This window comes from Streptomyces sp. NPDC048604 (assembly GCF_043199435.1).
Classification (GTDB): Bacteria; Actinomycetota; Actinomycetes; order Streptomycetales; family Streptomycetaceae; genus Streptomyces.
Map to the genome: position 1 here is coordinate 184,993 of NZ_JBICVX010000008.1, position 25,649 is coordinate 210,641.

Sequence of the window (25,649 nt, forward strand, 5' to 3'; positions counted from 1 at the left end):
TCGAGGGCTTTCGCGTAGCAGCAGTGCGCCTGTTGCCGCTGCCATCGCGGCGGTGGCGCCGTACACCCGATATGCACGGCTCAGCACGCCGTCATGGGCTCGCGGCGCCAACGAGGGCGTTCTCCACCAGGCGTTCGGCGTAGGCCCGGTCGACCCGCGCGCCGGTGATCAGCACCCGGTAGTACAGGGCTCCGGCCAGCTGGTCGAGAAGGGTGCCGGCGTCGAGGTCCTGGCGCAGCTCACCGCGCTCACAGGCACGGCGGATCATGGCGAGGGCGAGGGCGTTGCGACGCTCGTAGAGGTCACGGGCCAGGGCTCCGATGTCGTCGTGACGGGCGGCAGCCGCCACCATCTCGCCGGCGACGCCTGCGGACGGGTCGTCGTGGCCGTCGTCCCTGCCTGCCGCCCGCATGCGGTTGAGTCCGGCCGCGACCTTCGTCAGGTAGTCGGTCAGGTCACGCCGGATGTCGCCGGTCTCGGTGATCTCGTCGTCTTCCTGGAGCCTGGCCACCACCGCGACGGCCAGATGGTCCTTCGTCGGCCATCGGCGGTACAGCGTCGTCTTGGCGACGCCGGCTTGCTCGGCCACCTCGTCGATGCTCAGGCGCGTGTAGCCGTGCCGGAAGATCAGGTCGGCGGCGATCCGCAGCACGCGCTCGTCCACCGTCGTATCGCGCGGCCGGCCGCGCCGGGTTGGGGTCACGAGAGTCTCCAATTCCGCTATCTGAGTAGCGAAATTGACGGTACGACAGCTCCGGGCAGTTACGCAACAGCAGTATCGGAATTGAACGAGGGCGCTGAGCCAGGCGCCGCCGTCCGGCGCGACTCACGACGAGGCCGACGCTGGTGCTGCACGAAGCACCCGGGCACGATCGTTTTCCGTACGTAGGGCGAGCTGTTGGCGATGGCCGAAGACGTTGCCGTCGCCGACGCCCTGCCGGGTAGGCGCCCGTGCGGGTGTGGGGCCGCCAAATCGGCAGCGCCAGGACACCGCGAAGATGCTCCCGAAGATCGACCAGGCGCTGCTTGACCTTGCCGCTGGCGGCAGGGTTGCACGATGACCGGCATGAACGTCACCGCACCGCAGGGCAGCAGGATCGTCGCCGTCACCGGAGCCGGCACCGGGATCGGCCGGGCCACCGCCCGCGCCTTCGCCGCCGAGGGCGCCCACGTGGTCGCGATCGGGCGGCGGCTCGAGCCCCTCGAGGAGACCGCGGCCGGGCACGACCGGATCACGCCGCTGGCCGCCGACATCACCGCCGAGGGCGAGCCGGATCGGATCATCCGGGCCGTGCTGGGGACACACGGCCGGCTGGACGTGCTGGTCAACAACGCAGGCATCGTGCGCAGCGGCGTCCTCGGCGCGCTGACGCCGGAGATGATCACAGCTCAGCTTGCGACCAACCTCGTCGCCCCCATCCTGCTGGCCCAGGCCGCGCTGCCGCTCCTGGAGAAGTCGGGCGGGGTGATCGTCAATGTCAGTACGTCGGTGGGGCAGCGAGCCTGGCCCGGCAGCTCGGTCTATGCGGCCACCAAGACCGCTCTGGAGTTGCTGACCCGTAGCTGGGCGGTCGAGCTGGCGCCCCGCGGGATCCGGGTGGTGGCGGTCGCCCCCGGCGCGATCGACACCCCCATCGGCGACCACCAGGGCCTGACGCCGGAGCGGATGGCTGCGGTGCGGGAGTGGCAGCTGGCGCACACCCCACTGGCCCGGATCGGCCGCCCCGAGGAGGTGGCCTGGGCGATTACCCAACTTGCCGCACCGGCCGCGTCGTTCGTCACCGGAGTGGTACTCCCGGTCGACGGCGGAGCGGTCGTGGCGTGATAGGAGTGGCCCGGGAGGTGGGATGCGTGCGGATCGGTGAACTGGCCACGGCGACCGGGACGACAGCCCGTGCGCTGCGGCACTACGAGCAGGCCGGGCTGATCTCCTCGCAGCGGGCGCCCAACGGCTACCGCATCTACGACGAGCGGGCGGTGGTGCGAGTCCGCAACGTCCGCTACCTGCTGGCGGCCGGGCTCACCCTGGACGACGTGCGGGTGTTCCTGCCGTGCCTGGACGGCGATGTGGCCGCCGCGCCGCCCTCGGACAAGGGCCTGCGGGTCGCGCTGGATCGGCTTGCGGTCCTCAACGAACGGATCGCCGCCCAGACCGAGGCCCGCGACCGGCTGGAAGCCACGTTGCGACAGGCAACCGTTGGCCGGACCCGTCCAGTGGCCTGAACGCCCGCCTCGCAGCAGAAGCCGGAGACCTGGAGTCGCGAGCTCCCCATGGCCACTCATCGCAACCACGAGCCCTCACCGACCACGCCGAACCACCTTGTCCCTGTCCCGGACATCGCCACCCTGGCCCAGCTCAACGCGATGACCCACCGGACGGCGGCTTCAGGCCGCGGTCATCGCACCGTCAGTGCCAGCTGACCGCGGGACGCGGCGTCCGGCGGCCCACGGGTTCCAGCCGCAGCCGCCGGACCGGCCATGGCGGCGGCTCGGCCGGACCGAACCAGACCCGGACGTCCTCCCCGGTGCGGACCGGCAGCCGGGGGAAGTCGTTCTCGGCGTGCTCGGTGCGGTGCAGCGCGTGGCCCGGGCCCAGGTGCCGGGCGGCGTACGCGTCGAACGCGGCCGCGTCGGACGGGTGGCAGACCGTCGCGACCACCTCGCACGCGTCCGGTTCCGCCGCGAAGCCGGGGCCGCGCAGCAGCAGCACGTCGTCGCTGTCGACCATGGTCGCGTTGGCGGCGTCGCGGTGCCGCTGCCAGACCGGCCCGGAGTAGAACGCCTCCAGCGCGCGCCGACGGTGCGCCATGTCGGGGAACGCGCGCAGCCAGACGAAGCGGTCCGGATCGTCCAGGTCCCGGAATCGCCCGCCGAGTGTGATGCCGACGGCCTCCTGCCCGGTCACGAACTCCCGCTCGAACAGCGTGATCAGCGTCTCCCGGGCTCCGGGATGCAGGGTGTACTGCCGCAGCTCGACGATGCAGTCGGAGTCGGAGGCGAAGTCGATCTCGAAGTCGTCCATGCGCCGCAGGTTAGGCACGCTCCCCTGACAACCTGTGTCAGTGGATACTGGGCGTCATGCGCGCGGCCCGACTCGTCACCCTCCTGCTGCTGCTCCAGAACCGGGGCCGGATGACGGCCCAACAGCTGGCCGAGGAGCTGGAGGTCTCCGTCCGCACGGTCTACCGGGACGTCGAGGCGCTCGGCGGCGCCGGGATCCCGCTGTACGGCGAGGCCGGGCACGCCGGCGGATACCGGCTGGTCGACGGCTACCGCACCCGGCTCACCGGACTGACCGCGGACGAGGCGCAGGCCGCGTTCCTTGCCGCGCTCCCCGGCGCCGCCGCCGAGCTCGGCCTCGGCGAGGCGCTCGCCGCCGCCCAGCTCAAGCTGCGGGCCGCACTGCCGGCGGAGCTGCGCGAGCACGCCGGGCGGATCCAGGAACGCTTCCTGCTCGACGCCCCCGGCTGGTACGGCGACGCCGACCGCACGCCGCATCTGGCCGCGGCCGCCACCGCGTTGTGGGAACGGCGGGCGGTGGTCCTGCGGTACCGGCGCTGGCGGGCACCGGAGGAGATCGAACGGCGGGTGGAACCGTACGGACTGGTCCTCAAGGCCGGCCGCTGGTACCTGGTCGCCGGCGGACCGTCCGGGATCCGCACCTACCGGGTCGACCAGATCGCCGAACTCCAGCCGCTGGACGTGCAGTTCGCCGTACCGGAGGACTTCGTCCTGACCGCGTACTGGACCCGCTACCTGGCCGACTTCCGGGCCCGGCTGCACACCGGGGAGGCCCTGGTCCGCCTCAGCCCCGAGGGCGCCCGCCGCCTGGGCGTCGCAGCGGCGGGCGACGGGTGGACGGAGGCCCGGGTGCCGATCGAGTCGATCGCCCACGCACACGGGGACTTCCTCCGTCTCGGCGCCGACATCGAGGTCCTGGAACCCCTCGAACTGCGCACCCGCATCGCCGGGACGGTCCGCACCCTGGCGGACCGCTACGAGCGGTGACACCGCTCCCTAGACGCCCGTCCGGCCGTCGACGAGTTCGCGGACGATGTCGAGGTGGCCGTTGTGGCGGGAGGTCTCCTCGATGAGGTGGAGGATCACCCAGCGGAGGTCCACATGGCGGCCGTCCCTGATGGAGCGCCGGGCCGTGGCGTCGAGGTCGAGGTCGGCCAGCAGGGCGCGGTAGCGGGCGCTCTGCTCCTCGTACTCGGCGAGGAGCTGGGGCAGCGGGACGTCGACCGCCGTGCGCATCTCGGGATCGGGGTCCTCGTCCGTGGCCAGGGTCAGTGGGCCCGCGGGATCCTCGCCCAGGAACACCACCTGCACCCAGTGGTGCTCCACCCAGCGCAGATGGCTGATCAGTCCGCAGAGCGTCATCAGCGGGGAGTCGGGGAGCGGGGCCTTGCGGGCGTCCTCCGGGGAGACCCCGTCGCACTTGGCCAGCGCCGTGGCGCGGGCGTAGTCGAGGAAGGTGGTCAGCTGCGTGCGCTCGTCCCAAGCGGGAGGCGTATCGGTTCGTTGCGTCATCGAGGGGGAGTGTGCCGCACCCCCGCACAGCTGTCGAAGCGTTTTGGCCGGGGCTGCGGCATCACGGCACGCGAAGCCGCGGCGTCACGACATGCGAAGGGGCGGAACAGCTCGTTTACTGGGGAGGCACCCGACGTCGATCCGGCAGCGATGCCACCGGAGGACACGCATGGCCACCCTGACCGTCTGGAAGTTCGACACCCCCGACGGAGCGGAAAGCGCCGAGAGCACCCTGCTCCAGCTGCAGAAGCAGGAGCTGATCCAGGTCCTGGACGCTGCGGTCGCCACCTGGCCGCAGGACGCCAAGAAGCCGAAGACCAAGCAGCTGCACAACCTCGCCGGCGTGGGCGCGCTGTCGGGCATGTTCTGGGGCATGCTCTTCGGGCTGATCTTCCTGATGCCGCTCTTCGGCGCCGCCATCGGCGCGGCCGCCGGCGCACTCGGCGGCAAGATGGCCGACGTCGGCATCGACGACGACTTCATCGAGTCGGTCAAGTCCCAGGTCACCCCGGGCACGTCGGCGCTCTTCCTGATGTCGCAGGACGCGGTGGTCGACCGGGTGAAGGAGGCCTTCCCCTCCGCCCACGCCGAACTCATCCAGTCGAACCTGGACAGCGCGCAGGAGGCGAAGCTCCGCGAGATCTTCGCCGAGTAGAGGGCACGCGCCCGGGGCACCCCCCTCCGGCCCCCAGGCCCCAAGGCCTCAGGATACGAAGCCGACCACTCCGAAGCCCGGACGCGCCTCCGCCCGCCGCAGCCAGCCGATCACGTCCATCACGGCGTCGAGCACCTCCGGCTCCAGCGGCGGCGCGTGGCCGTCCCGCTTCGTCCGCTCGAACTGCTCCAGCGCCTCCAGACACTGCGCGTGCGTCCACTCGCCGCAGCGCGGCAGGTCGTACACCGGGACGCCCTTGGGGAACCCGCCGTAGTACCCGAGCTCCGCGACCGAGACCGCCGTGATCCGCAGCGCGCGCAGCCCCTCGTCCACCAGCTCCAGCCAGTCGCCCCGGAACGGGCTGAAGCAGGAGTTGTCGAGGAACAGCCCGGTCATGGCGCACAGCCGCTTGTAGGCGTAGCCGTACTGGAACGCGTACTCCCGGGTCTCCGGATACGGCCCGCCGTGCACCATCGTGCGAAGCGCCTCGTACGCCGTGGGCGCGCCGTCCGCTATCTCGGTCGAGAACCAGGAGTCGTCGGCGGCCAGCTCTGCGCCGAACTCGCCGCGTACGGCCTTCAGCAGCTCCTCGTCACCGGAGCCGACGAGGGCACGGGTGGCCTCGGGGTCGAGCAGGTACACGCTCAGGGAAGAACTCATGTGATCACGTTAGCCCCCTGCACCGACAACGGCTCCGCCGTCCGTGGTCGCGACGAAGCGGACGTCGTAGCGGTCCTGTTCGGGCAGCAGCGCGTCGAACGACTCCAGGCCCTGCTGGATGCGGCCACGGCACGGTCGCCGTGCTCGTGTACCTGGCCGAGCGCGCCGGTACCGACACGTACGAGGCCACGCTCCGCACAGCTCACCGCACCTTCGCCGGCACGGCCGTCCGCCAGGGCCCGGCGCTCCTTCACCGCCGCCGAGCACGCCCTCGTACGTGCCGCCCTCGGCGTCCCCGAGGCCGCGGAGGCCCCCGGCGCCCGCATCGCCTCGGTGGGCCGCCCCAGGCTCCTGCTCCCCGTGGCGTCCCCGGCCGCCCTCGCCCCCGACGCCGCACGGCTGCGCGCCGTGTGCGACCGGCTCGGCCTCCCGCATCCGCCTGGGCGGCACGGCACGGGTCGAGTACTCCTGACCCGTCGGGGTAGCCGCCACGACAGAGGCCGCGCGCGAGGCGGGAGGCAGCGCCATGCTGCGACGGGTCGAGGAGATGACGACCGACAACCCGGTGACGGTGCGTGACTTCGCCTCGGCGAAGCGCGACGACCGATGGAGGACGTGAGCCCGCGATGGCCGACTTCGAGCTGATCGACGTGTCCCTGGTCTCCGACGGCTTCGAACGGCTGCACCTGCCCCTGGGCGAGGAGCGGGGCGAACCCGTCGCCCTGCCCGCCGGCGCGGTCGTCTCCGTCGTCCTGGCCTTCCGGACGGAGGCGGAGATCGACGGACTGAAGTTCGACGAGACCCGGTACAGCGACGACGGGAATCGGATCGCCGCCTGCACGCACACCCTGGGCGGGTTCCGCGCCGGCGGACCGTACGAGGTACGGCTGCCGCCCGAACGGCTGCCCGTCGGGCCGGCGAGCGGAGGCCGGTACGACGCCACCGGCCGCTTCGTCGACGGCGACGGACGCGAACTGGCCCGCGAGACCCACAGCTTCAGGATCGTTCCGCAACCGCCCCCGGGGTGACGGAGACGACGAGCAGGCGAAACGGGTGGGTCCCCTCATCGGAGGGGACCCACCCGCTTCACCGCCGGCCGCCTCAGCCGTCGCCCAGTGCCTGCGGCAGGCCGTTGCGGTCCGTGCCCAGCTTGGTGAAGACGGAGGACAGAAGCTCCGACACGGCCTGCGTGTCCAGGTTCATCTCCTTGGCGATCGCCACCCCGGACAGCCCCTTCACCGCGTGACCGGCCGCCTCGTGCTCCGCGACCGTGAGGGTGCCGCGCCCCGAGTTGTGCAGCCGGCGCGGCCGCAGGCCCGCGGCGGCGAGCTGACTGCGGGTCCGCGACGCCAGCACGTCGGCGCCGCAGAGCGTGGCGACCTCCATGCCTCGGTACAACTGCTGCGCCGCCTGCGGCTGGTCGCCGACCGCGTACAACGCCGTACCGTGATCCACGAGCGCCAGCGCCAGTTCGTACGCGGCGGGCGACTGCTCCAGGTGCGAGACCGCCTCCTGCAGCAACGTGATCGAACGGGTCGGATCCGCCGTCGTCGCCTCCACCCGCAGAGCGTGTCCGATGATGCTCGGCACGCCGAACGCCCGAGCCCGCGAGACCGCCTCCGCGGCGGTGGCGGCGGCGCGTTTGGGGTCGTCGATCCGTTCCGCAAGTGCCAGATCGAGCTGCCAGGGGCTCCAGGTCGGGTTCCGGATGCCGCGCAGATCGAGCCGTCGGCCCGCCTTGTTGAGTTCGCGCCGGGCTTCGTCGTACCGCTCCTGGGCCAGCAGCAGTTTGCCGTGGACGGCCTGCGGGTCGGGGTAGACGATGGCGCGCGAGGCGTAGCGGCTGAGACCGTGCCGGTCGGCGACCTCCTCGGCCTCCGCGATATTGCCCCGTGCGACGAGCGTCTCGATCAGGGTGCCGACCGCGTACCACTTCGCCGGGATGTCCGACCCGACGCGCTCGGCGATCTCCAGTCCGTTGCGGACGAAGTCCTCGGCCTCGGAGAGGCGGCCGCGCCGATAACGGATGTACCCGAGCAGCGTGTACAGGAACGAGAGGTGCGCGCCGCGCCAGCCCTTCAGCTCGAACTCGACGATGCCCTTGTTGAACAGCTCCTCGGCCCGCCCGGGCTGGTCGCAGTACATCAGGGTGATGGCGACGGCCGCCGGGACCTCGAATCCGTAGTCCTGGTCGATCCAGCTCATGCCGCCCTCGAGCGCCTGCTCGGCGTAGTCGAGGGCGACGCCGACGGGCTCCCCTCGCATCGCGGCGTCCCAGGAGCGCAGGCCCAGGATGTGCCGCTCGGCGAGCCCTCGGCCGGTGAGGCGCTTGGCGAACTGGGCGAGCAGCCGCGAACGCGCGGGTGAGTTCTGCTCGTCGACCCGTACCGAACTCCACTTGAACTGCTCTGCCTGCATACGCAGTCGGGTCCGGCCGCTGTTGGCCCTCCGCGCCTCGTCGGCGAGCAGGTCGGACGCCGCGGCCAGCCGGCCCGAGTGGGCCATGGCCTGCGCCAGCCGGTACGTGATCGCCTCGCGGAGGTTCTGCTCGATGAACGGCTCCTCCAGAGCCGCCTGCAGCTGGTTGATCGTCGTCACCGGATCGTGCAGCAGGTTGGCCGAGCCCAGCTCGAACAGCACCTCGGCGCGGTCCTCCGCGTCCGGGGGCTCGCGCAGCGCGCGGGTCAGATAGCGCCGTGCGGCGTCCGGGGCGCCTGCCGAGAAGCTGTCACGGGCCGCCTGCCGCAGCTGCTGCACGACCCAGGGGTCGCCCTCCGGGTGCATCTCGAGTAAATGCCGTGCCGCGCCGGACGAACCGTACCCGTCGTTGATCAGCGCCTGAGCCGCCACTCCGTGCATCGCGACCCGCACACCGGGCGGTATCGAGCGGTACACGGCGGTGGCGATGAGCGGATGGAAGAACTCCACCACTTCCTCGCGACGCACGCTCGTCAGCACGGTCAGGATGCGGGCCTTGCGGAGCAGCTCGATGGACTCGTTGGTCTGGGCCTCGCCCAGCGCCGCGACGCCGCCGACCATCGTGGTCGGCATCGCGGTGCCGAGTACGGCCGCCGCCCAGGCGAACCGCACCGTGGACGGGCCGAGTTGCTCCAGCCGCTCGATGAGGCCGTTGCCCTTGACCGTGGAGGCCAGGTCGCGCAGCTGGGCGATGGCGTCCTGATGCGGCCGGAGCCCGCGCTCGCGGCCCTTCATCGCCAGCTCGACGACCTCGAAGGGGTTGCCGCCGCTGATCGCCCAGCACTCACGGCAGAAGACGTCGTCGGCGCTCTCGCCCAGGACGTCGCGGATGATCCGCGCGACGCCGCCGGTGGTGAGCGGGGACAGGTCGTGCGGACGGGCGCCACGGCGGGACATCAGGGCCCGCAGGCCGGCCGCGTCGGCGGGGATCTCGTCGGGACGGCAGGCCACCATGATGACCATGCCCAGCTCCTCGGCCCGTGAGGCGAAGGAGGTGAGCCAGGCCAGTGACTCCGCGTCGGCCCAGTGGGCGTCGTCGAGCACGAGCACCACCGGGGCGCTGTGCACCGTCAACTGCGTGACGATCCAGTCCAGTCCGTCGCGCACACCCTGAGGGTCGGGTGCGATCCGCTCCGGGTCGGCGGCCGTGAGTCCGAGCGCGGGCGCCACGATCGGGTACCAGTTGCCGAACGCCTCGCGTCGTTCCTGTTCGGGCATGGCCGCGAACGTGGGCTGCATGAGCTGACGCATCACATGGAAGGGGACCTGCCGTTCCTGCTCGCCGCCCCGGGCGGACAGCACCGTGCACCCGCGCTCGGCCGCGTACCGGCGCGCCTCGTTGAGCAACGTCGTCTTGCCCATGCCGGCCGAGCCGACGAACGTCAGGACTCCGCCCCGGCGCAGCGCCGGACCCAGACCGGATCCACCGCGCAACTCGTCCACCGCGCGCTGGATGTCCAGTAGCTCGGACTCCCGTTCGAGCAGCGGGTTCGAGTTGTCGCTCCTGAGATCAGTGACAGATGACATTCCCGCCCCTCCTGCGTATGCGGCCGAGTGTATGACCTTCAGGGCGTGGCGGCGCGGTTTCGCTCCGTATTCTTGCAACCCGCCCTGCGCGGAGGAGAGATGGTGTACTGTCCGCGCTTTCGTGACGGGCCGTGGCATTCCGCCTCAAACGGGTCCACGGCCCCCACGGTCAGCTGCGCGCCACCGGAATCATGGGCAGTGTGCTCGGCTGGGGGATGCCCGCCGGCAACTCGCGTACCTCGACCCCGGGCACATGCGTCAGCCGCCAGCGGGACGCGACGCTCGCCACGAACGCCAGGATCTCCGCCACGGCGAACGAGTCGCCGATGCACTTGTGCTGCCCCGCGCCGAAGGGGATGTAGCGGTGGGCGCGCGGACTTTCGCCGCCGTCGCGGTCCCAGCGGTCCGGGTCGAAGACCGTCGGGTCGCTGAAGAGCGCGGGGTCCCGGTGCAGGGCGTACGGGCTGTAGCCCACCTCGGCGCCCTCCGGTATCCGCACGTTGCCGAGGACCAGCGGCGCGAGCGCGCGCCGGGTGAACAGCAGCGGAGAGTGCAGCCGCAGCGCCTCCTGGAACACATGGCGCGTGTACGTGAGTTCCCTGAGGTCTTCGGGTCGTACGGGGCGCTGCCCGACGACGCGGTCGACCTCGGCCTGCACCCGCGCCTCCGCCTCCGGATGCCGGCCGAGTTCGTGGAAGATCCACGCCAGCGTCGTGGCGGGGGTCTCCGTGCCGGCGAACATGATGGAGATGACTTCGTCCCGCACCTGCTCCGGGCTCATCGTGGCACCCGTCTCCGGGTCGGCCGTGGTGAGCATCAGGGACAGCGCGTCGCGACCGTCGGTCTTCTCCGGCTCGTACCGTTCGATGACGTCGTCGATGATCTGCCGCAGCCGGGTGGCGGCCGTGTCGAAGCGCCGGTTGGCCGGGACGGGGAGCCGGTCCAGAGCCTTGGGCATGACGGCGCGCAGGAGCATGCCCTCCAGGACGATGGGCAGCGACCGGTGCACCTCCTCGACGGCGGGCCTGCTGAGGTCGCCGGAGAAGATCATGTCGGCGACCGCCGCCATGGCGTAGCGGCGGGTCTCGTTGAGGACGGAGATCTCCTGGCCGTCCGTCCAGGACGCCGCCATCTCCTCGGCGTTGCGGCACATCGACTGCGTGTACTCGGCGATGTGGTCGCGGTGGAACGCCGGCTGCATCATCCGGCGCTGCTTGCGGTGGAACTCGCCGTCGGTCGTCACCAGGCCGTTGCCGAACATGGGCCGCAGCCGCTCGAACACGCGGCCCCGGCCGAACTGCTGGGCATGCTGGACGAGTACGGCGTTGACGTGCTCGGGACTCGTGGCCACATGCACGGGCCACGTCCCGATGTCCAGCCGCACGATGTCGCCGTGCTCCCGCAGGGACTCAAGGAAGGCGATCGGCTCTTTCCACAGCTTCAGGACGTGCCCCAGCAGGGGTACCCGTCCCGGTGCGGGGGCCGCCGGGACCGCCGTCGAGGTCTGCTCATCCACCTGTGTCACGGGTCGACCCCCCGGTCATGCCACCGAGACCAGGTCCGGGCGGGTGTAGGCCCCCTCCAGACCGGCCGCGAAGCGTTCGTCGCTGTATCGCGTGCACTCGTAACGCTGCCACAGCTCCGTGCCGATCATCCAGTCCTCATAGGTCCGGACGCAGCGGGCGACCTCGTCGCGCAGGGCCGGGCCGGTGCGCGGGTCGGAGTCGAGGGCGTCGAGGAGTTTCTGCCTGGCCGTCAGATAGTCCTCGATCCGCGTCTGGATGAGGTGCTCGACCTCGCGCACCGCGTCGGCGAGCGAGCAGCCGTCGCGGGAGGCGATCCGGGACACGAGGTTGTTGGTGTCGCCGCAGGCGTATTCCTTCGGCAGCGAGAACACGTCGTTGCCCCAGGAGATGACGTCCAGCGTGGCCTTCATGACCTCTTCGAACTGGGGGAGCGCGGTGATCCGGGAGGGGAGGTCGATGCCGAGGGCCGCCTCCACCATGTCCATCATCGGCAGGAGTTGGGAGCTGTTACGACGCATCAGGATGTAGTCCTCGACCGTGGGGCGGGCGTCGGCGCGGCGGTTGCCGGCCTCCTGGTCGAGCGAGCGGAGCACGAGACGGACATGGGTGCGGTAACGGGCGGCGCAGGCTTCGGACATGCCGTCGACGATGCGCTCGCAGACGTCGACGAACCCGTTCACCAGGGGGTTGCGTTCCTCCGCCGGGCCGTCGGCCCGTCCGGTGTCCAGGTACGCGGTGATGGCGCCGACGACGGGGCGCCAGGCTTCCAGCTCGCCGTTCCTTATGAGGTGGTCGTGCTGGTCGTCGAGGACGAACGACCAGGCCATCCACTCGGCCAGCAGCAGCACCCGCTCGTACGGGACCTCGCCGCTGACCCGGCCTGCCAGGTGGCCGCAGCCGATGCCGGAGAACTGCTCCAGGGCGTGGGTCACGAGGCCGTGGCCGACCACCCAGGCGGTCGCCTCCTCGTTGGCCCGGGCCGCCTGCGGATGCTTTGCGTTCCCGAAAGGCAGATGAAAGTCGGGGACGGAGAAATTGTGGAGCTGGTTCATTCTTCCCCCAGGGTGAATGAGTTCGCCTGGTGTGCCGTGGTCGGCTCGTGTGACTCCTAATCGGCCTCCCCACAGTGTGATCTGCCTAGTTGTCAGGTAATTAACCCTCAGGTGAGAGTGAACTGTCAATGTAGGAGGGCGAATCTGGGCGATTGATCGTAAACCGTCAATGACCGTGCGGGAGTCGGGTATGCGATGGGCATATTCGGTCACGCGCTCGCGCCCGGGCGGTCGAACGCGCGCGCGAGAGCCGTCCAACGTGCCTGCTGTGGCGAGGAGTTCGGGGGCGGCGGGGGTGGTCTGCCGGGGTGGTGGGCGACCCTGCCGTACGAGTCGCTCCCGCCCGGTCGCTGCTTCCTTTTCGTCAGCGAATTGCCGACTCCGTGCGACAGGCCCGACGGAATTGCGGCGAGTATCGGCGGGCAATTCCTGGGAATTGGTGACGTGGAATGGCGGCGATGCCGTCGGAATGGGGACTTCTGTGTCGCGGGTGGGTAATGGCGAGGGGGCGGTTGCCGCCTGATCCGGCTGCCGGGGATTCGTTTGCAGAAACGATTCCCCATGATGTTCGCGCCCGACCGTCCATTCGTTTCCCCTGGGTTGTCGAGGAGGGGCGAGGCGTCGGCGGACCGCCGTCTCCGGCCCGCCGGCGGCCTGCCGAGGGCCTGCCGAGGCCGGACTCGGGTGCATCCGGCGGGAGCGTCGGAAAAGATCTTCCGGTGGCCGCTTCGGTCGTACATGGCTGAATAGTAGAAGCGGAAAGAAGAACGCCGTTCAAAATGCGTCACTTCTCGCCGCGCGGCCGATAAATGCTTGCGATCCGGCGAACCGGAGCTGTCACTGCGCCGATGCCGCGCCGGTGCAGCGCCGGTTGAACTGCGGATTCATCCCGCAGAACGAGGCGCTCGGGGTATTGCGACGATCTGCGTGTGCAAGCGCCGGCCGCCGGCGCCCCTGTCCGCGCCCGCCCCACACACGCGCCCGCCCCACACACGCGCCCGCCCCACACACGCGCCCGCCCCGCATACGCGTCCGCCCGGACCGGCGGGGGCCGGCCCGGGCGGGGCGGGGTGACGGGGCGGGCGGAGCAGGGTCCGCCCGACGGGTCAGGCCTGGGGGGCCGGGTACGTCGGGTACTCGACGCCCGAGACGTGCTGGACGACCCGGATGACCTGGCAGGAGTAGCCGAACTCGTTGTCGTACCAGAGGTACAGGATCGCGTTGTCGCCGTCGACCTTGGTCGCGCCGGCGTCGATGATCGACGCGTGGCGCGAGCCGACGAAGTCCATGGAGACGGCGTCGGGGGCGGTGGTGAAGTCGATCTGGCGCTTCAGCGGCGAGTGCAGCGAGACGTCGCGGAGGTAGTCCAGGACCTCGTCGCGGGTGGTCTCACGGCCCAGGCGCAGGCTCAGGATGGCGATCGAGACGTCCGGGACGGGGACGCGGATCGAGGAGCCGGTGATCGGCGCCTTGAGGTCCGGCAGCGCCTTCGCGACGGCCGAGGCGGCGCCGGTCTCGGTGATGACCATGTTGAGCGGCGCGGAGCGGCCGCGACGGTCGGCCTTGTGGTAGTTGTCCAGCAGGTTCTGGTCGTTCGTGAACGAGTGGACGGTCTCCACGTGACCGCGCAGCACGCCGTACTCGTCGTCCATGGCCTTGAGCGGCGGGACGATGGCGTTGGTGGTGCAGGAGGCGCAGGACAGCACCTTCTCGTCCGGCTTGATCGTGTCGTGGTTGACGCCGTGCACGATGTTCGGGACGTCGCCCTTGCCCGGAGCGGTCAGGACGACCTTGTCGATGCCCGGGCGCAGGTGCTTGGAGAGGCCCTCGCGGTCCCGCCACTTGCCCGTGTTGTCGATGAGGATGGCGTCCTTGATGCCGTACGCCGTGTAGTCGACCTCGGACGGGTCGTTGGCGTAGATCACCTTGATCTCGTTGCCGTTGGCGACGATCGTGCTGCTCGCCTCGTCGACGGTGATCGTGCCCTGGAACTGGCCGTGGATCGAGTCGCGGCGCAGCAGCGAGGCGCGCTTGACCAGGTCCTGGTCGCCGCCACCGCGGACGACGATGGCGCGCAGGCGCAGCCCGTTGCCGGAGCCGGCCTTCTCGATCAGGAGACGGGCGACGAGGCGGCCGATGCGGCCGAAGCCGTACAGGACGACGTCGCGGCCCGCGCCGCGCTCGATCTTGTTGGCGCCCGTGGCGCCCGCGACGGCCTCGGCGGTGAACTCCGCGACCGACAGGCCGCGGTCGTCGGCCTTGTACTCCGCGGCGAGCATGCCGATGTCGATCTGGGACGGGCCCAGGTCGAGCGTGGTGAGCGTCTCCAGGAACGGCAGGGTCTCGGTGACCGAGAGCTCCTCGCCGGCGATCTGCCGGGCGAATCGGTGGGTCTTGAGGATGCTGACCACCGACTTGTTCACCAGGGAGCGGCTGTGCAGCAGGACCGTGACGTCCTGCTCACGGTGCAGCTTCCCGATGATCGGGATCATCGACTCCGCGATCTCCTCGCGGTGCTTCCAGTTGGTGAACGAGTCGTCTTTGACAGTCACAGGCTTATCTTTCGAGCTAGGCGGCGCTCATATGCTAACCCGACCCCCGTTTGATCGATCAAGGGGGTCCGGGGTACTTCCTCTATCTTCGCATTCCACCCTTTTGTCCCGTTCTCTTCCCTGGGTCTCTTCCGAGGCCGCTCAGGCCCGTCGGAGCGCCCCCTCGGCGCGCAGGTCGGCCAGTGCTGGATACCCGTCCACGGCCATGATCAGATCGGCCTCGGCGAGCAGTGACCGCAGTACGTGCACGATGCCGTCGGTCCCGCCGAGGGCCGCGCCGTACAGGTACGGGCGGCCGACGCCGACCGCCGTCGCGCCGAGCGCCAGCGCCTTGGTCACGTCCGCACCGGAGCGGACCCCGGAGTCGAACAGCACCGGCAGCCCCTCGGCGGCCTCCACCACGCCCGGCAGCATGTCGAGCGCGGCGAGGCCGCCGTTGGCCTGCCGGCCGCCGTGTGTGGAGCAGTACAGCCCGTCCACGCCGCCGTCCCGGGCGCGGCGCGCGTCCTCGGGGTGGCAGATGCCCTTGAGGATCAGCGGCAGATCGGTCAGCGAACGCAGCCAGGGCAGATCGTCCCAGGTCAGCGGATTGCCGAAGATGGACACCCACTCCATGACCGCGGCCTGCGGGTTGCTCTCCGGGGCCTCCTTCAGGCGGGCCCGGAACACCGGGTCCGAGGTGTAGTTCGCCAGACAGTGCCCGCGCAGCTGAGGAAAGTTCGCCCCGGCGAGGTCCCGTGGCCGCCAGCCGGTGACCCAGGTGTCCAGGGTGACCACGATCCCCTTGAAGCCCGCCGCCTCCGCCCGCCGCACCAGGCTCGCCGCCAGCTCGCGGTCGGTGGGCGTGTACAGCTGGAAGAAGCCAGGCGTCCCGCCGTACTCCGCCGCCACCTGCTCCATCGGGTCCACGCTCAGCGTCGAGGCGACCATCGGCACGCCGGTGCGGGCGGCGGCCCGCGCGGCCGCCAGGTCGCCATGCCCGTCCTGCGCGCACAGCCCGAGCACCCCGACGGGAGCCATGAAAAGCGGCGAGGGCAGATTCAGGCCGAACAGGTCCACCGTGAGGTCGCGCTCCCTGGCCCCCACCAGCATCCGCGGCACCAGCCCCCAGCCGTCGAAGGCGCTCGCGTTGGCCCGCTGGGTGCGCTCGTCGCCGGCGCCCCCGGCCACGTACGACCAGACCGACGGGGGCAGCGCCGCCTGCGCCCCGGCCTCCAGCCCGTCGAAGGTCATCGGCAGCTCGGGCAGCACCCCGGCGAGGCCGTTGAGGTAGATCTCGTACTGGTAGTCCCCGAACTGCGCGGCCATCCGCCGTCCCTCCGTCGCCCTCCGCCCCGGCCGGCCCGGGCGCGCCGGGACCACCCTGCCAAGCCGACGCCCCGCAGGGCCATGGCCGCGACACGATCAGTGCGGATCGGTCGGGCGGTACCGGTACGGGCTCCGCCGGACACGCCTTCCCGGCGTGTGAGGCAGGGCCCTTTCCCACCGGGCACGATCACGAGATATCTTGATGTCGAGCAATCTCGCATACGCAGACAGTGGAGCGGAGCACCTGGTGACTGACTCGACCATCATCTACACCCACACCGACGAGGCGCCCGCCCTGGCGACGTACTCGTTCCTCCCCGTGGTCCAGGCGTACGCCGCCACGGCCGGCGTCGGCGTCGAGACCCGGGACATCTCCCTGGCAGGCCGCATCATCGCCCACTTCCCGGAGTACCTGGAGGAGGGCCAGCGCATCGCCGACGCCCTCGCCGAGCTGGGCGAGCTGGCCAAGTCGCCGGCCGCCAACATCATCAAGCTGCCGAACATCTCGGCGTCCATCCCGCAGCTCAAGGCCGCCGTCGCCGAGCTCCAGGCCCAGGGCTACGCGCTGCCGGACTACCCGGACGACCCGAAGACCGACGAGGAGCGCGAGATCCGCGCCCGCTACGACAAGGTCAAGGGCAGCGCCGTCAACCCGGTCCTGCGCGAGGGCAACTCCGACCGCCGCGCCCCCGCCTCGGTCAAGAACTACGCGAAGACCCACCCGCACCGCATGGGCGCCTGGACCTCCGAGTCCAAGACCAACGTGGCCACCATGGGCGAGAACGACTTCCGTTCCACCGAGAAGTCCACCGTCATCGCCGAGGACACCACCCTCCGCTTCGAGCACGTCGCCGCCGACGGCACGGCCACCGAGCTGCGCGGCCCGCTGAAGGTCATCGCCGGCGAGGTCGTCGACACCTCCGTCATGCGCGCCGCCGCGCTGCGCACCTTCCTCGGCGAGCAGGTCGCCCGCGCCAAGGCCGAGAACGTCCTCTTCTCCGTGCACCTCAAGGCCACGATGATGAAGGTCTCCGACCCGATCGTCTTCGGCCACGTGGTCCGCGCCTTCTTCCCGAAGACCTTCGAGGCCCACGGCGCCGCGCTCGCCGCCGCCGGCCTGTCCCCGAACGACGGCCTCGGCGCCATCCTCGCCGGCCTGTCCCAGCTGCCCGAGGGCGACGAGATCAAGGCGTCCTTCGACGACGAGCTGGCCTCCGGCCCGGCCCTCGCCATGGTCGACTCCGACAAGGGCATCACCAACCTGCACGTGCCGTCCGACGTCATCGTCGACGCCTCGATGCCGGCCATGATCCGCACCTCCGGCCACATGTGGGGCCCGGACGGCCAGGAGGCCGACACGCTCGCCGTCCTCCCGGACAGCTCCTACTCCGGCGTGTACCAGGTCGTCCTCGACGACTGCCGCGCCCACGGCGCCTTCGACCCGTCGACCATGGGCTCCGTCCCGAACGTCGGCCTGATGGCGCAGAAGGCCGAGGAGTACGGCTCCCACGACAAGACCTTCGAGATCGCCGCCGCGGGCACCGTCCGCCTGGTCGACCCCGCCGGCAACGTCGTCCTGGAGCAGGAGGTCGCCGAGGGCGACATCTTCCGCGCCTGCCAGACCAAGGACCTGCCGATCCAGGACTGGGTCAAGCTGGCCGTCACCCGTGCCCGCGCCACCGGCGACCCGGCCGTCTTCTGGCTGGACGCCGAGCGCTCCCACGACGCGCAGCTGATCGCCAAGGTCGAGCAGTACCTGCCGCAGCACGACACCGAGGGCCTTGAGATCAAGATCCTGTCCCCGGTCGAGGCCACGAAGTTCTCCCTGGAGCGCATCCGCCGCGGCGAGAACACCATCTCGGTCACCGGCAACGTGCTCCGCGACTACCTGACCGACCTCTTCCCGATCCTGGAGCTGGGCACCAGCGCCAAGATGCTCTCCGTGGTCCCGCTGATGGCGGGCGGCGGCCTGTTCGAGACCGGCGCCGGCGGCTCCGCCCCGAAGCACGTCCAGCAGCTCGTCAAGGAGAACTACCTGCGCTGGGACAGCCTCGGCGAGTTCTTCGCCCTGGCCGCCTCCTTCGAGCACCTGGCGACCACCACGGGCAACGCCCGTGCGCAGGTCCTGGCCGACACCCTCGACCGCGGCACCGCGACCTTCCTCAACGAGGACAAGTCGCCGACCCGTCGCGTCGGCGGCATCGACAACCGCGGCAGCCACTTCTACCTCGCCCTGTACTGGGCCCAGGAGCTGGCCAAGCAGACCGACGACGCCGAGCTGGCCAAGGCCTTCGCGCCGTTCGCCGAGACGCTCACCGCGAACGAGGCGAAGATCGTCGAGGAGCTGAACGCCGTCCAGGGCGCCTCGGCCGAGATCGGCGGCTACTACCAGCCCGACCCGGCCAAGGCCGCGGCCGTCATGCGTCCGTCCGCGACGTTCAACGAGGCCGTCGCGAGCCTCGGCTGATCCGCGGCGGCCCCGGCCGCCCGCACCGCGCGTACCGCCCCGGCAGGCTCCCGTCCTGCCGGGGCGGTCCCGTACGGCCGCGGGCTTCCGGTCCCGTACGGCGCGGCTTTCGGTCCCCGGACGGAATGCCTCCGGCCCGCCGGTGGCGGAACCCGAACCACGGTGTGAACCTGAGGGAATGAGCTGGGCATCATGGACGACGGCCGGGGTCTACACCGGACGCGGCGGGGTCCTCACCGAGGAGGGCGGCATCGTCACGGGTGACCTGACGGTGCACACCACCTACGCGGACGACGAGGCACGCGTCGCCGTGCAGTACACGGGCGCCTCCGACTGGTTCACCCTGTCGGGCAGCCCCGTCCCCTGCTCCTCCGAACAGGAGAGCCGGGACCTGCACGACGCCGTCGTCGCGGCCGTCCGGGCCGGCGGCGGGGCGACTGTCCCGTACCCGCCCGACACCCCGAGCGAGCCACGGCGTACCGTCTCCGACTGAAGAATTCCGGTCGCGGCGCCCGCAAAACCGTCATCCCACGGCCTCCCGTGGATCTCCCGTACGACGGGACGACACGGATCAGGCACGAGGGAGCACGGACATGCACAGCGACGAGCGGCGCGCCGAGGAGCTGGTGAACGCGGTGCGGTCCGGCGACCCGGGAGCCCGGGACGCGCTGGCGGCCGCGTACCTTCCGCTGGTCTACAACATCGTCGGCCGCGCCCTGAACGGGCACGCGGACGTCGACGACGTCGTGCAGGAGACCATGGTCCGCGCCTTCGACGGGCTCGACGGACTGCGCGAACCGGCCCGCCTGCGCTCCTGGCTGGTCGCCATCGCGATGAACCAGATACGCCACCGCTGGCGCGCCCGGCAGCAGCAGCCGCAGACCGGCCTCGACACGGTCGCGGAGACCCCCGACCCGGCCGGCGACTTCGTGGACCTCACGATCCTGCGGCTCGGCCTGTCCGGGCAGCGCCGCGAGGTCGCCGAGGCCACCCGGTGGCTCGATGCCGACGACCGCGAGCTGCTGGCCCTGTGGTGGCTGGAGGCCGCGGGCGAGCTCGATCGCGCGGAGCTCGCCGAGGCCCTGGGCGTGGGCGCGCAGCACGCTGCGGTGCGGGTGCGGCGCATGAAGGAACAGCTGGAGACCGGGCGCGGCATCGTCCGCGCGTTGGCCGCCGACCCCCGCTGCCCGTCCCTCGCCGACACGGTGGCGGCCTGGGACGGCGACCCCTCGCCGCTGTGGCGCAAGCGGATCGCCCGCCACCTGCGGGACTGCCGGGTCTGCTCGGGGGCGTGGTCCGGGCTGGCGCCGGCGGAGGGCCTCCTCGTGGGGCTCGGCCTCGTCGTCCCGCTGATCGGCGCGGGGGCCGGGTCGCCGGGCACGGGAGCGTACGAGACGGTCGCCGGCGGGTACGAGGCGGCCGGCACTGCCGGGTACGAGCCAGCCGGCACCGGCGCGTACGAGGCGGCCGGCGCGCCGGCCGGGACGGGTGCACCGGGGACGGATGCGGCGGCCGTCGGTGCCGCACCTGTGGGGCCGGGCGGCGGGCGGCGGTTCGCGCTCGGGGGAGGAGCGGTCGCCGTCACCGCGCTGCTGCTCGTCACCCTCTGGCCCGAGCGGGAGGAGCCGGCCGGGCCGCCGCCCGCCGCCGCGCCGCCGACCGTCGTGGCGACGGTCCCGGTCACGCCGCCGAGCCCGAGCCCGAGCGCCTCGCCCAGTCCCAGCCCGTCCCGCCCCAAGCCCAAGGTGTCCCGGACCGCGCCCCGGCCGACGGTCGCCGAGCGGCTCACGCGGATCGTCAACCTCCGCCGGGGCGAGGCCGGTTGCGGGCCGCTGCGGCTCGACCCGAAACTCACCGAGGCGGCGCGCACACACGGCCGCGACATGGTGGAGCGCGGCTACTTCGACCACGCGAGCCCCGACGGACGGAACGTCGACGCGCGCGTCAGCGCCGCCGGCTACTCCTGGAGCGCGGTCGGCGAGAACCTGGCGCTCGGGCAGCGGGAGCCCGACGCGGTGGTCGGCGGCTGGATGGACAGCTCCGGGCACCGCCGCAACCTGCTCGACTGCCAGTACCGGGACACCGGCGTCGCTGCCGTGTCGGGACCCGACGGCACCGTCTGGGTGCAGACGCTCGCCAAGCCGTCCTGACCGGACGGCGAGCAGGCAGACGAGGAGGGCGGGGCCGCCTCAGCCCTTCGCGCCGAAGACCTGGACCCACCAGGGGCCGTTGGCGCGGAGGTTGACTCCCACGCCCAGATCCTTGAACGAGCAGTTGACGATGTTGCGCCGGTGCGCGGCGCTGTCCATCCAGTCCCGCATCGCCGTCGCCGGCGTCTTCGGGCCGCGGTGGATGTTCTCGCCCCAGGCCCGCCAGTCGTACCCGGCCGCCGTGATCCGGTCGCCGCCGTCCGAGCCGTCCGGGTCGCGGTGCTCGTAGTAGCCGCGCGCCGCCATGTCGTCGGCGTGCCCCTGCGCGGCCGCGCGCAGCGGCCCCGAGGACCGCAGCGGGTCGCAACCCGCCCGTAGCCGCTCGGCGTTGACCAGCGCGACGAGCTGTTCGGCGTACCGCTCGGGCGTACCGAGCCCTGGTTCGGTACGGGCCGGGGGACCGGCGGGGGGAGTCTCGCTCCCGTCCGGCCGGGGCGGCTCCGGGGGGACCAGACAGACCCATCCGGTCACCGCCAGCACTCCGGCCACCGCCGGAGCGCGCCACTTGGGGCCCCGGGCCGCCCGCGCCCCGCTCTCGTCGTCGCGCTGCTCCATGCGCCCCAGTCTCGGCGCGCCCCGCGCGGACGGCACGCGGAGCCGGGCGGAAGGACGTACGGCGGGCCGACTTCGCCCTCGCCCTGGCCGCCCGCCGGCCGTCAGTCGTGTGGGACGACCGTCACCGGGCAGTTCGCGTGGTGCAGGGCCGCATGGGCGACGGAGCCGATCCGCGGGCCGATCGCGCCGCGCTTGGCGCGGCGGCCGACCACCAGCAGGGACGCCGACGCGGAGGCGGAGAGCAGGACCTGGCCCGCGCTGCCGATCTCCACGAGCTCGGTCACGCGTACCTCGGGGTGACGCTCGCGCCACGGCGCCAGGGCCTCGTGCAGGGCCTTCTCCTCGAACGGCACCAGACCGCCCGCCTCGTCCGCCGCCCGCATCGAACCGGGGCTGTACGAGTAGAGCGGCGGCAGGCTCCACGCCCGTACGGCGCGCAGCACGGCCCCGCGCGCGGCCGCCGTCTCGAAGGCGAACCGCAGCGCCGGGGCGCTGTCCTCCGGGGTGCCGAGCTGTCCGACCACGACCTCGCCCGCGTCGGCCGAGGCGTCGGCCCCCGCCGCGTCGGCCCCTGCCGCGTCGCGCGAGCGGACCGCGACGACGGGCCGCTCCGCGCCGGCGATGATCTGCTGCCCGTACGAGCCGAGCAGGAAGCCGGCCAGCGCGCCGTGTCCGCGCGAGCCGACGACCAGCATCGCCGCCCGCTCCTGGACGCCGAGCACGGCGGCGACCGGGGTGTCCGGGACGATCTCCGCCGTCACCGCGACCTCGGGGTGCGCCGCGACGACGGCGGACTCCGCGTCCTTGAGGAGTTCCTCGGCGAGCCGGGCCTGCGTGTTCCGGTCCTGCTCGATGGGCAGGTCCAGCGGCTGCCAGAGCCAGGCGTGCACGAGCCGTAGCGGCAGCCTGCGCCGTCCCGCCTCGCGGGCCGCCCAGTGCGCCGCGGCGAGACTCTCCGCGGAACCGTCCACTCCGGCGACGATCTCGAGACTCATGCGGCTGCCCTCCATGCGCTGCGGCCCTACGGTGCTCCTTCCAGGATGGGGCGTCCGGCAGCCGGCCGCCGCCCGAGGGTCAACCCGCCAGGGGCAGACCGGCGTTGAGGTAGTGGTCGCCGATCGCGCGGAGCCGGTGGGCGGGGGAGTGGCCGGCGGTCAGCGCGCGGGCGTCGCGCCAGAAGCGGTCGAGGCCCGTTGCGCCGTCGGTGGCCGCCGGGCCGACGAGTTCCAGGACGCGGGTGGTGAGGTGCACGGCCACCCGGCCGGTGACCGCCTCGGCCGCCGCGACCAGGACCGCCGGCTCGGCGCGCTCCTCCACGCCGAGGCCGGGGCCAGCGGCCAGCCCGCCGGTCAGCCCGTCGGTGGCGCGGGCCACGACGGACGCGGCGGCGTGGGCGGCGGTGGCCAGCTCTCCGTACGCGAGCAGCAGGTACGGATCGTCGTCGCGGGCCGCTGCGAAGGCGGCCCCCTCGGGTATGGGCGCGGCGTGCGCGGCGCGGCTGACGTCCCGGGCCTCGGCCAGCGCGCCCTCGGCCACGCCGAGGGCGACGTGCACGAGGAGCAGCCGCAGCAGGAGCGGGGCGAGTCCGGCGTACGGGGCGACGGCGTGCTCGTCGCGCGGCAGCCGGCCGAGGACCTGGGACGCGGCGACGGGTGTGGAGTCGAAGGCGACGGAGCCCGCCCCGGCCACTCGCTGGCCGACGCGGTCGGCGGCGGGTTCGACGAAGACGGTCGGGTCGGCGGGGTCGGCGAGGACGACCAGGAGGTCCCCGGTCGCGGTACACCGCGCGCCGACGACGAGCCGGTCGGCGACGGTCACGCCGGAGGCGAAGTACCGCCTGCCGTCGAGGACATGGCCCTGCCGGGCCGGGGTGACGGTCAGGTCCGGTCCGGTACGGGACGGCTCCACGCCGCCCGCGAGCAGCCAGCCCTCCCGCGCGGCCGCCCGGTCCACGGGCTCGGCCCTGCTGGCTCCCGCCGCGTCACCGGCCCTGTCGGCCCCGCCGGTCTCCGCGGTTGCGAGGAGCCGGGAGCTCCATGCCAACGCGTAGTGGTGGGCGAGGAGTTCACCCACCGAGCCGTCGGCCGCCGCCAGCTCCCGGAGCGCGGCGCAGGCCGCGGCCAGGGCCGCCCCGCGTCGCCCGCCCGGTGTCGGCGGGACGAGCCGGGCCGGCAGCCCCGCCTCCCGGAGCCGCGCGACCTCGTCGTACGGGGGCTTGCCGGCCCGGTCGCGGGCGAGCGCGTCCACGGCGAGGTCGTCGGCGACCTCCCGTGTGACGCGTCGCCAGTCCGCCGCCGCAGTATCGCCTCGCATGGTCTCCGCTCCCCCTCACCGTGATTCCTACTTTTCCCACTGGAATACTAGGGATACTTCCACGGCGAAGGCATCGGACTCCAGGGGCAGTTCGTATCGCGGACAACGGGGTATCGGCGAGTGAGACGCGGGTCTCACCGGCCTGGGTGGGTCAGGTGTTCGTCCCCGGGTGGGTCAGGGGTTGGTCCACGCCTCCGGGGCATCCGCGAGCGCCGTGATCTCCGCCGGCAGCCTCCCCGCGGCCACGTCCTCCAGCGACACCCCTTCGAGGACCCGGCGGACATTGGCCCGTACCGCGATCCACAGCGGCAGCAGCGACTCCGCCGGACCCGTGTACGCCAGCTCCGGGGGCCGCACCCCGCGTACCGACACCAGCGGGCCGTCCACCACGCGGATCACGTCCGCGACCGAGATCTCGGCCGCCGGCCGCGCCAGCCAGTACCCGCCGTTGCCGCCGCGCTGGCTCTGCACGAGGCCGCCGCGCCGCATGTCGCCGAGGATGCCCTCGAGGAACTTGTGCGAGATGCCCTGCGCGTCCGCGACGGCCTCGGCCTTCAGCGGGCCCTCGTCCTGTGCGGCGGCGAGGTGCAGTGCCGCACGCACGGCGTAGTCGGCCCTGGCTGAGATGCGCATGGCAGCATTATTCCGCACCGCCGCCGATCGTTCCGTCGGCGGAGCGTCGGCGCGATCCGCCGTGCCGAATCGCTTGTGGCCGGTCAGCCGATGCGGCGGCCGGCCAGCGGCGCGGTACGGTCGCCGGCGCCCGTGCGCACCCCGCGCAGGAAGGCCTCAAGGGCCTCCAGGGAGCTGGTCGTGGGCTGCCAGCCCAGTTCGCGGCGGGCCCGCTCGGTGGACATCACCGGCAGGTGCAGCACGGCGTCGAAGAGCCCCGGCGACGCCTGGGCCAGCCGCAGCCGCCAGGCCGCCGACAGCGCCCCGCGGACCGCGCCGTCCGGCAGCCGTACCGTGCGTGCGTCCAGCAGCCCGGCCAACTGCCGGGCGTCCACGACCGGTTCGGCCGCGAGGTTGAACGCCCCGCGCACGTCGGCGAGGACCGCGAGCCGGTACGCCTGCGCCGCGTCGTCGGTGTGCAGCGTCTGGAAGCGCAGCCCGTCGAGGTCCGGCACCAGCGGGATCAGCTCCGGGCGCAGCAGCGCCCCGGGGAACAGCCGCCCCGCGAAGATCCGGCGCTGCTCGCTGGCCGCCTCCTCCTTGAAGAGGAAGCCGGGGCGCATCCGCACCACCCGGATCTCCGGGTGCTCGTACTCGTACGCGTCCAGGACCCGCTCCAGGTACGCCTTCTCCCGGCAGTACGCGGCCCCCGGCCAGCCGTGCGTCGGCCATGCCTCGGTCACGCCGGGGCCGGATTTGGGCCCCGGCGCGTACGCGCCCACCGACGAGGCGTGCACGAGCACCGGCGTCCGCGCCGCCGCCACCGCGTCGAACACCCGCATCGAGCCGAGCACGTTGGTCCGCCAGGTCGTCAGCGGATCGCGCGTGGGCCCGAACCGCCAGGCCAGATGGACGACCGCGGCGGCGTCCGCGAAGTGGCGGGTCAGTGCCGGGCCCGCGTCGTCGTCGGTCAGGTCCACGGTCTCCCAGGACGTCTTCGGCACCTCGAGGGCGGGCCGGCGGCGGGCGAGGCCGAGGACCGAGCCGATCCTCGGGTCCTCGGCCAGCGCCCGTACCACGCTCGTCCCGACGTTCCCGGTCGCGCCGACGACGACCACGCGCAGCGGTGCGCCTCCCGCGGTTTCCATGAGGCACACTCTCGGTCACCGCGCGGACGCCCGCATCTTCGGAGATCCGGGTC

At 72.3% G+C, this 25,649-nt stretch carries 22 protein-coding genes; 8 read left to right on the forward strand and 14 right to left on the reverse strand.

Annotated elements, in window-relative coordinates; genetic code table 11:
* Positions 1 to 91: 91 nt before the first annotated feature.
* The gene (locus ACGFMM_RS18615; RefSeq protein WP_393647437.1) at positions 92 to 703 is read right to left on the reverse strand and encodes a TetR/AcrR family transcriptional regulator; all 612 of its coding nucleotides are present in this window, start codon (positions 701 to 703) and stop codon (positions 92 to 94) included.
* Positions 704 to 1,057: 354 nt separating this feature from the next.
* Between ACGFMM_RS18615 and ACGFMM_RS18620 the strand changes: the two genes are divergently transcribed.
* Together ACGFMM_RS18620 and ACGFMM_RS18625 are read left to right on the forward strand one after the other, a co-directional pair.
* A complete protein-coding gene (locus ACGFMM_RS18620; RefSeq protein ID WP_393647438.1) occupies positions 1,058 to 1,825 on the forward strand; it encodes an SDR family NAD(P)-dependent oxidoreductase in 768 nt (255 codons plus the stop codon).
* A gap of 26 nt (positions 1,826 to 1,851) precedes the next feature.
* The gene (locus ACGFMM_RS18625) at positions 1,852 to 2,223 is read left to right on the forward strand and encodes a MerR family transcriptional regulator (protein ID WP_393647439.1); all 372 of its coding nucleotides are present in this window, start codon (positions 1,852 to 1,854) and stop codon (positions 2,221 to 2,223) included.
* A gap of 184 nt (positions 2,224 to 2,407) precedes the next feature.
* Here ACGFMM_RS18625 and ACGFMM_RS18630 read toward each other — a convergent pair whose 3' ends face one another.
* Positions 2,408 to 3,022, reverse strand: coding sequence for an NIPSNAP family protein (locus ACGFMM_RS18630; protein WP_393647440.1), 615 nt, complete (start codon positions 3,020 to 3,022; stop codon positions 2,408 to 2,410).
* A gap of 56 nt (positions 3,023 to 3,078) precedes the next feature.
* Here ACGFMM_RS18630 and ACGFMM_RS18635 point away from each other — a divergent pair, with 56 nt between their 5' ends.
* Positions 3,079 to 4,008, forward strand: coding sequence for a helix-turn-helix transcriptional regulator (locus tag ACGFMM_RS18635; RefSeq protein ID WP_393647441.1), 930 nt, complete (start codon positions 3,079 to 3,081; stop codon positions 4,006 to 4,008).
* Positions 4,009 to 4,017: 9 nt separating this feature from the next.
* On the opposite strand, the gene ACGFMM_RS18640 is transcribed toward ACGFMM_RS18635, so the two are convergent.
* The gene (locus ACGFMM_RS18640; protein ID WP_393647442.1) at positions 4,018 to 4,533 is read right to left on the reverse strand and encodes a DinB family protein; all 516 of its coding nucleotides are present in this window, start codon (positions 4,531 to 4,533) and stop codon (positions 4,018 to 4,020) included.
* Positions 4,534 to 4,702: 169 nt separating this feature from the next.
* On the opposite strand from ACGFMM_RS18640, the gene ACGFMM_RS18645 reads away from it, so the two are divergent.
* Positions 4,703 to 5,188, forward strand: coding sequence for a DUF1269 domain-containing protein (locus ACGFMM_RS18645; protein WP_393647443.1), 486 nt, complete (start codon positions 4,703 to 4,705; stop codon positions 5,186 to 5,188).
* Positions 5,189 to 5,236: 48 nt separating this feature from the next.
* Here ACGFMM_RS18645 and ACGFMM_RS18650 read toward each other — a convergent pair whose 3' ends face one another.
* Positions 5,237 to 5,848 carry a hypothetical protein gene (locus ACGFMM_RS18650; protein ID WP_393647444.1) on the reverse strand — a complete coding sequence of 204 codons (612 nt, stop codon included), beginning with the start codon at positions 5,846 to 5,848 and terminating at the stop codon, positions 5,237 to 5,239.
* A gap of 626 nt (positions 5,849 to 6,474) precedes the next feature.
* On the opposite strand from ACGFMM_RS18650, the gene ACGFMM_RS18655 reads away from it, so the two are divergent.
* Positions 6,475 to 6,876, forward strand: a complete 402-nt coding sequence (locus ACGFMM_RS18655; RefSeq protein WP_393647445.1) for a hypothetical protein — start codon at positions 6,475 to 6,477, stop codon at positions 6,874 to 6,876.
* A gap of 73 nt (positions 6,877 to 6,949) precedes the next feature.
* On the opposite strand, the gene ACGFMM_RS18660 is transcribed toward ACGFMM_RS18655, so the two are convergent.
* The 5 genes from ACGFMM_RS18660 to ACGFMM_RS18680 all read right to left on the reverse strand — a co-directional run bounded on the left by ACGFMM_RS18660 (position 6,950) and on the right by ACGFMM_RS18680 (position 16,291).
* On the reverse strand, positions 6,950 to 9,853 hold the full coding sequence (locus ACGFMM_RS18660; protein WP_393647446.1) for an ATP-binding protein: 2,904 nt from the start codon (positions 9,851 to 9,853) through the stop codon (positions 6,950 to 6,952).
* A gap of 169 nt (positions 9,854 to 10,022) precedes the next feature.
* A complete protein-coding gene (locus tag ACGFMM_RS18665) occupies positions 10,023 to 11,378 on the reverse strand; it encodes a cytochrome P450 (RefSeq protein WP_393647447.1) in 1,356 nt (451 codons plus the stop codon).
* A gap of 15 nt (positions 11,379 to 11,393) precedes the next feature.
* Positions 11,394 to 12,431, reverse strand: coding sequence for a terpene synthase family protein (locus ACGFMM_RS18670; RefSeq protein ID WP_393647448.1), 1,038 nt, complete (start codon positions 12,429 to 12,431; stop codon positions 11,394 to 11,396).
* Between the two features lie 1,106 nt (positions 12,432 to 13,537).
* Positions 13,538 to 14,983 carry a glyceraldehyde-3-phosphate dehydrogenase gene (locus tag ACGFMM_RS18675; RefSeq protein ID WP_393647449.1) on the reverse strand — a complete coding sequence of 482 codons (1,446 nt, stop codon included), beginning with the start codon at positions 14,981 to 14,983 and terminating at the stop codon, positions 13,538 to 13,540.
* Positions 14,984 to 15,124: 141 nt separating this feature from the next.
* Positions 15,125 to 16,291: an alpha-hydroxy-acid oxidizing protein gene (locus ACGFMM_RS18680; RefSeq protein ID WP_393647450.1), complete on the reverse strand. Its 1,167-nt coding sequence runs from the start codon at positions 16,289 to 16,291 to the stop codon at positions 15,125 to 15,127.
* Between the two features lie 247 nt (positions 16,292 to 16,538).
* On the opposite strand from ACGFMM_RS18680, the gene ACGFMM_RS18685 reads away from it, so the two are divergent.
* The 3 genes from ACGFMM_RS18685 (at position 16,539) to ACGFMM_RS18695 (ending at position 20,908) form a co-directional block, all read left to right on the forward strand.
* On the forward strand, positions 16,539 to 18,758 hold the full coding sequence (locus ACGFMM_RS18685) for an NADP-dependent isocitrate dehydrogenase (protein WP_393647451.1): 2,220 nt from the start codon (positions 16,539 to 16,541) through the stop codon (positions 18,756 to 18,758).
* 178 nt (positions 18,759 to 18,936) lie between these two features.
* Positions 18,937 to 19,251 (forward strand): hypothetical protein, encoded by a 315-nt coding sequence (locus ACGFMM_RS18690; RefSeq protein WP_393647452.1) that lies wholly within the window; start codon positions 18,937 to 18,939, stop codon positions 19,249 to 19,251.
* Between the two features lie 100 nt (positions 19,252 to 19,351).
* Positions 19,352 to 20,908 carry a sigma-70 family RNA polymerase sigma factor gene (locus tag ACGFMM_RS18695; RefSeq protein WP_393647453.1) on the forward strand — a complete coding sequence of 519 codons (1,557 nt, stop codon included), beginning with the start codon at positions 19,352 to 19,354 and terminating at the stop codon, positions 20,906 to 20,908.
* Between the two features lie 39 nt (positions 20,909 to 20,947).
* Here ACGFMM_RS18695 and ACGFMM_RS18700 read toward each other — a convergent pair whose 3' ends face one another.
* From ACGFMM_RS18700 to ACGFMM_RS18720, 5 genes are all read right to left on the reverse strand, one after another.
* Entirely contained in the window at positions 20,948 to 21,523 is a 576-nt protein-coding gene (locus ACGFMM_RS18700) for a CAP domain-containing protein (RefSeq protein ID WP_393647454.1), read from the reverse strand.
* 101 nt (positions 21,524 to 21,624) lie between these two features.
* A complete protein-coding gene (locus ACGFMM_RS18705) occupies positions 21,625 to 22,518 on the reverse strand; it encodes a universal stress protein (protein WP_393647455.1) in 894 nt (297 codons plus the stop codon).
* 79 nt (positions 22,519 to 22,597) lie between these two features.
* Positions 22,598 to 23,836: an acyl-CoA dehydrogenase family protein gene (locus ACGFMM_RS18710; protein WP_393647456.1), complete on the reverse strand. Its 1,239-nt coding sequence runs from the start codon at positions 23,834 to 23,836 to the stop codon at positions 22,598 to 22,600.
* A gap of 174 nt (positions 23,837 to 24,010) precedes the next feature.
* Positions 24,011 to 24,469 (reverse strand): RrF2 family transcriptional regulator, encoded by a 459-nt coding sequence (locus ACGFMM_RS18715; RefSeq protein ID WP_393647457.1) that lies wholly within the window; start codon positions 24,467 to 24,469, stop codon positions 24,011 to 24,013.
* Positions 24,470 to 24,552: 83 nt separating this feature from the next.
* On the reverse strand, positions 24,553 to 25,596 hold the full coding sequence (locus tag ACGFMM_RS18720; protein WP_393647458.1) for an NAD-dependent epimerase/dehydratase family protein: 1,044 nt from the start codon (positions 25,594 to 25,596) through the stop codon (positions 24,553 to 24,555).
* Between the last annotated feature and the right edge of the window lie 53 nt (positions 25,597 to 25,649).

Coding starts and splice junctions, on each gene's coding strand:
- ACGFMM_RS18655 (WP_393647445.1), top strand. CDS start 6,475: ATGGCCGACTTCGAGCTGATCGACGTGTCCCTGGTCTCCGACGGCTTC.
- ACGFMM_RS18705 (WP_393647455.1), bottom strand. CDS start 22,518: ATGAGTCTCGAGATCGTCGCCGGAGTGGACGGTTCCGCGGAGAGTCTC.
- ACGFMM_RS18635 (WP_393647441.1), top strand. CDS start 3,079: ATGCGCGCGGCCCGACTCGTCACCCTCCTGCTGCTGCTCCAGAACCGG.
- ACGFMM_RS18715 (WP_393647457.1), bottom strand. CDS start 24,469: ATGCGCATCTCAGCCAGGGCCGACTACGCCGTGCGTGCGGCACTGCAC.
- ACGFMM_RS18640 (WP_393647442.1), bottom strand. CDS start 4,533: ATGACGCAACGAACCGATACGCCTCCCGCTTGGGACGAGCGCACGCAG.
- ACGFMM_RS18620 (WP_393647438.1), top strand. CDS start 1,058: ATGACCGGCATGAACGTCACCGCACCGCAGGGCAGCAGGATCGTCGCC.
- ACGFMM_RS18695 (WP_393647453.1), top strand. CDS start 19,352: ATGCACAGCGACGAGCGGCGCGCCGAGGAGCTGGTGAACGCGGTGCGG.
- ACGFMM_RS18700 (WP_393647454.1), bottom strand. CDS start 21,523: ATGGAGCAGCGCGACGACGAGAGCGGGGCGCGGGCGGCCCGGGGCCCC.
- ACGFMM_RS18690 (WP_393647452.1), top strand. CDS start 18,937: ATGAGCTGGGCATCATGGACGACGGCCGGGGTCTACACCGGACGCGGC.
- ACGFMM_RS18650 (WP_393647444.1), bottom strand. CDS start 5,848: ATGAGTTCTTCCCTGAGCGTGTACCTGCTCGACCCCGAGGCCACCCGT.
- ACGFMM_RS18680 (WP_393647450.1), bottom strand. CDS start 16,291: ATGGCCGCGCAGTTCGGGGACTACCAGTACGAGATCTACCTCAACGGC.
- ACGFMM_RS18670 (WP_393647448.1), bottom strand. CDS start 12,431: ATGAACCAGCTCCACAATTTCTCCGTCCCCGACTTTCATCTGCCTTTC.
- ACGFMM_RS18645 (WP_393647443.1), top strand. CDS start 4,703: ATGGCCACCCTGACCGTCTGGAAGTTCGACACCCCCGACGGAGCGGAA.
- ACGFMM_RS18710 (WP_393647456.1), bottom strand. CDS start 23,836: ATGCGAGGCGATACTGCGGCGGCGGACTGGCGACGCGTCACACGGGAG.
- ACGFMM_RS18630 (WP_393647440.1), bottom strand. CDS start 3,022: ATGGACGACTTCGAGATCGACTTCGCCTCCGACTCCGACTGCATCGTC.
- ACGFMM_RS18720 (WP_393647458.1), bottom strand. CDS start 25,596: ATGGAAACCGCGGGAGGCGCACCGCTGCGCGTGGTCGTCGTCGGCGCG.
- ACGFMM_RS18660 (WP_393647446.1), bottom strand. CDS start 9,853: ATGTCATCTGTCACTGATCTCAGGAGCGACAACTCGAACCCGCTGCTC.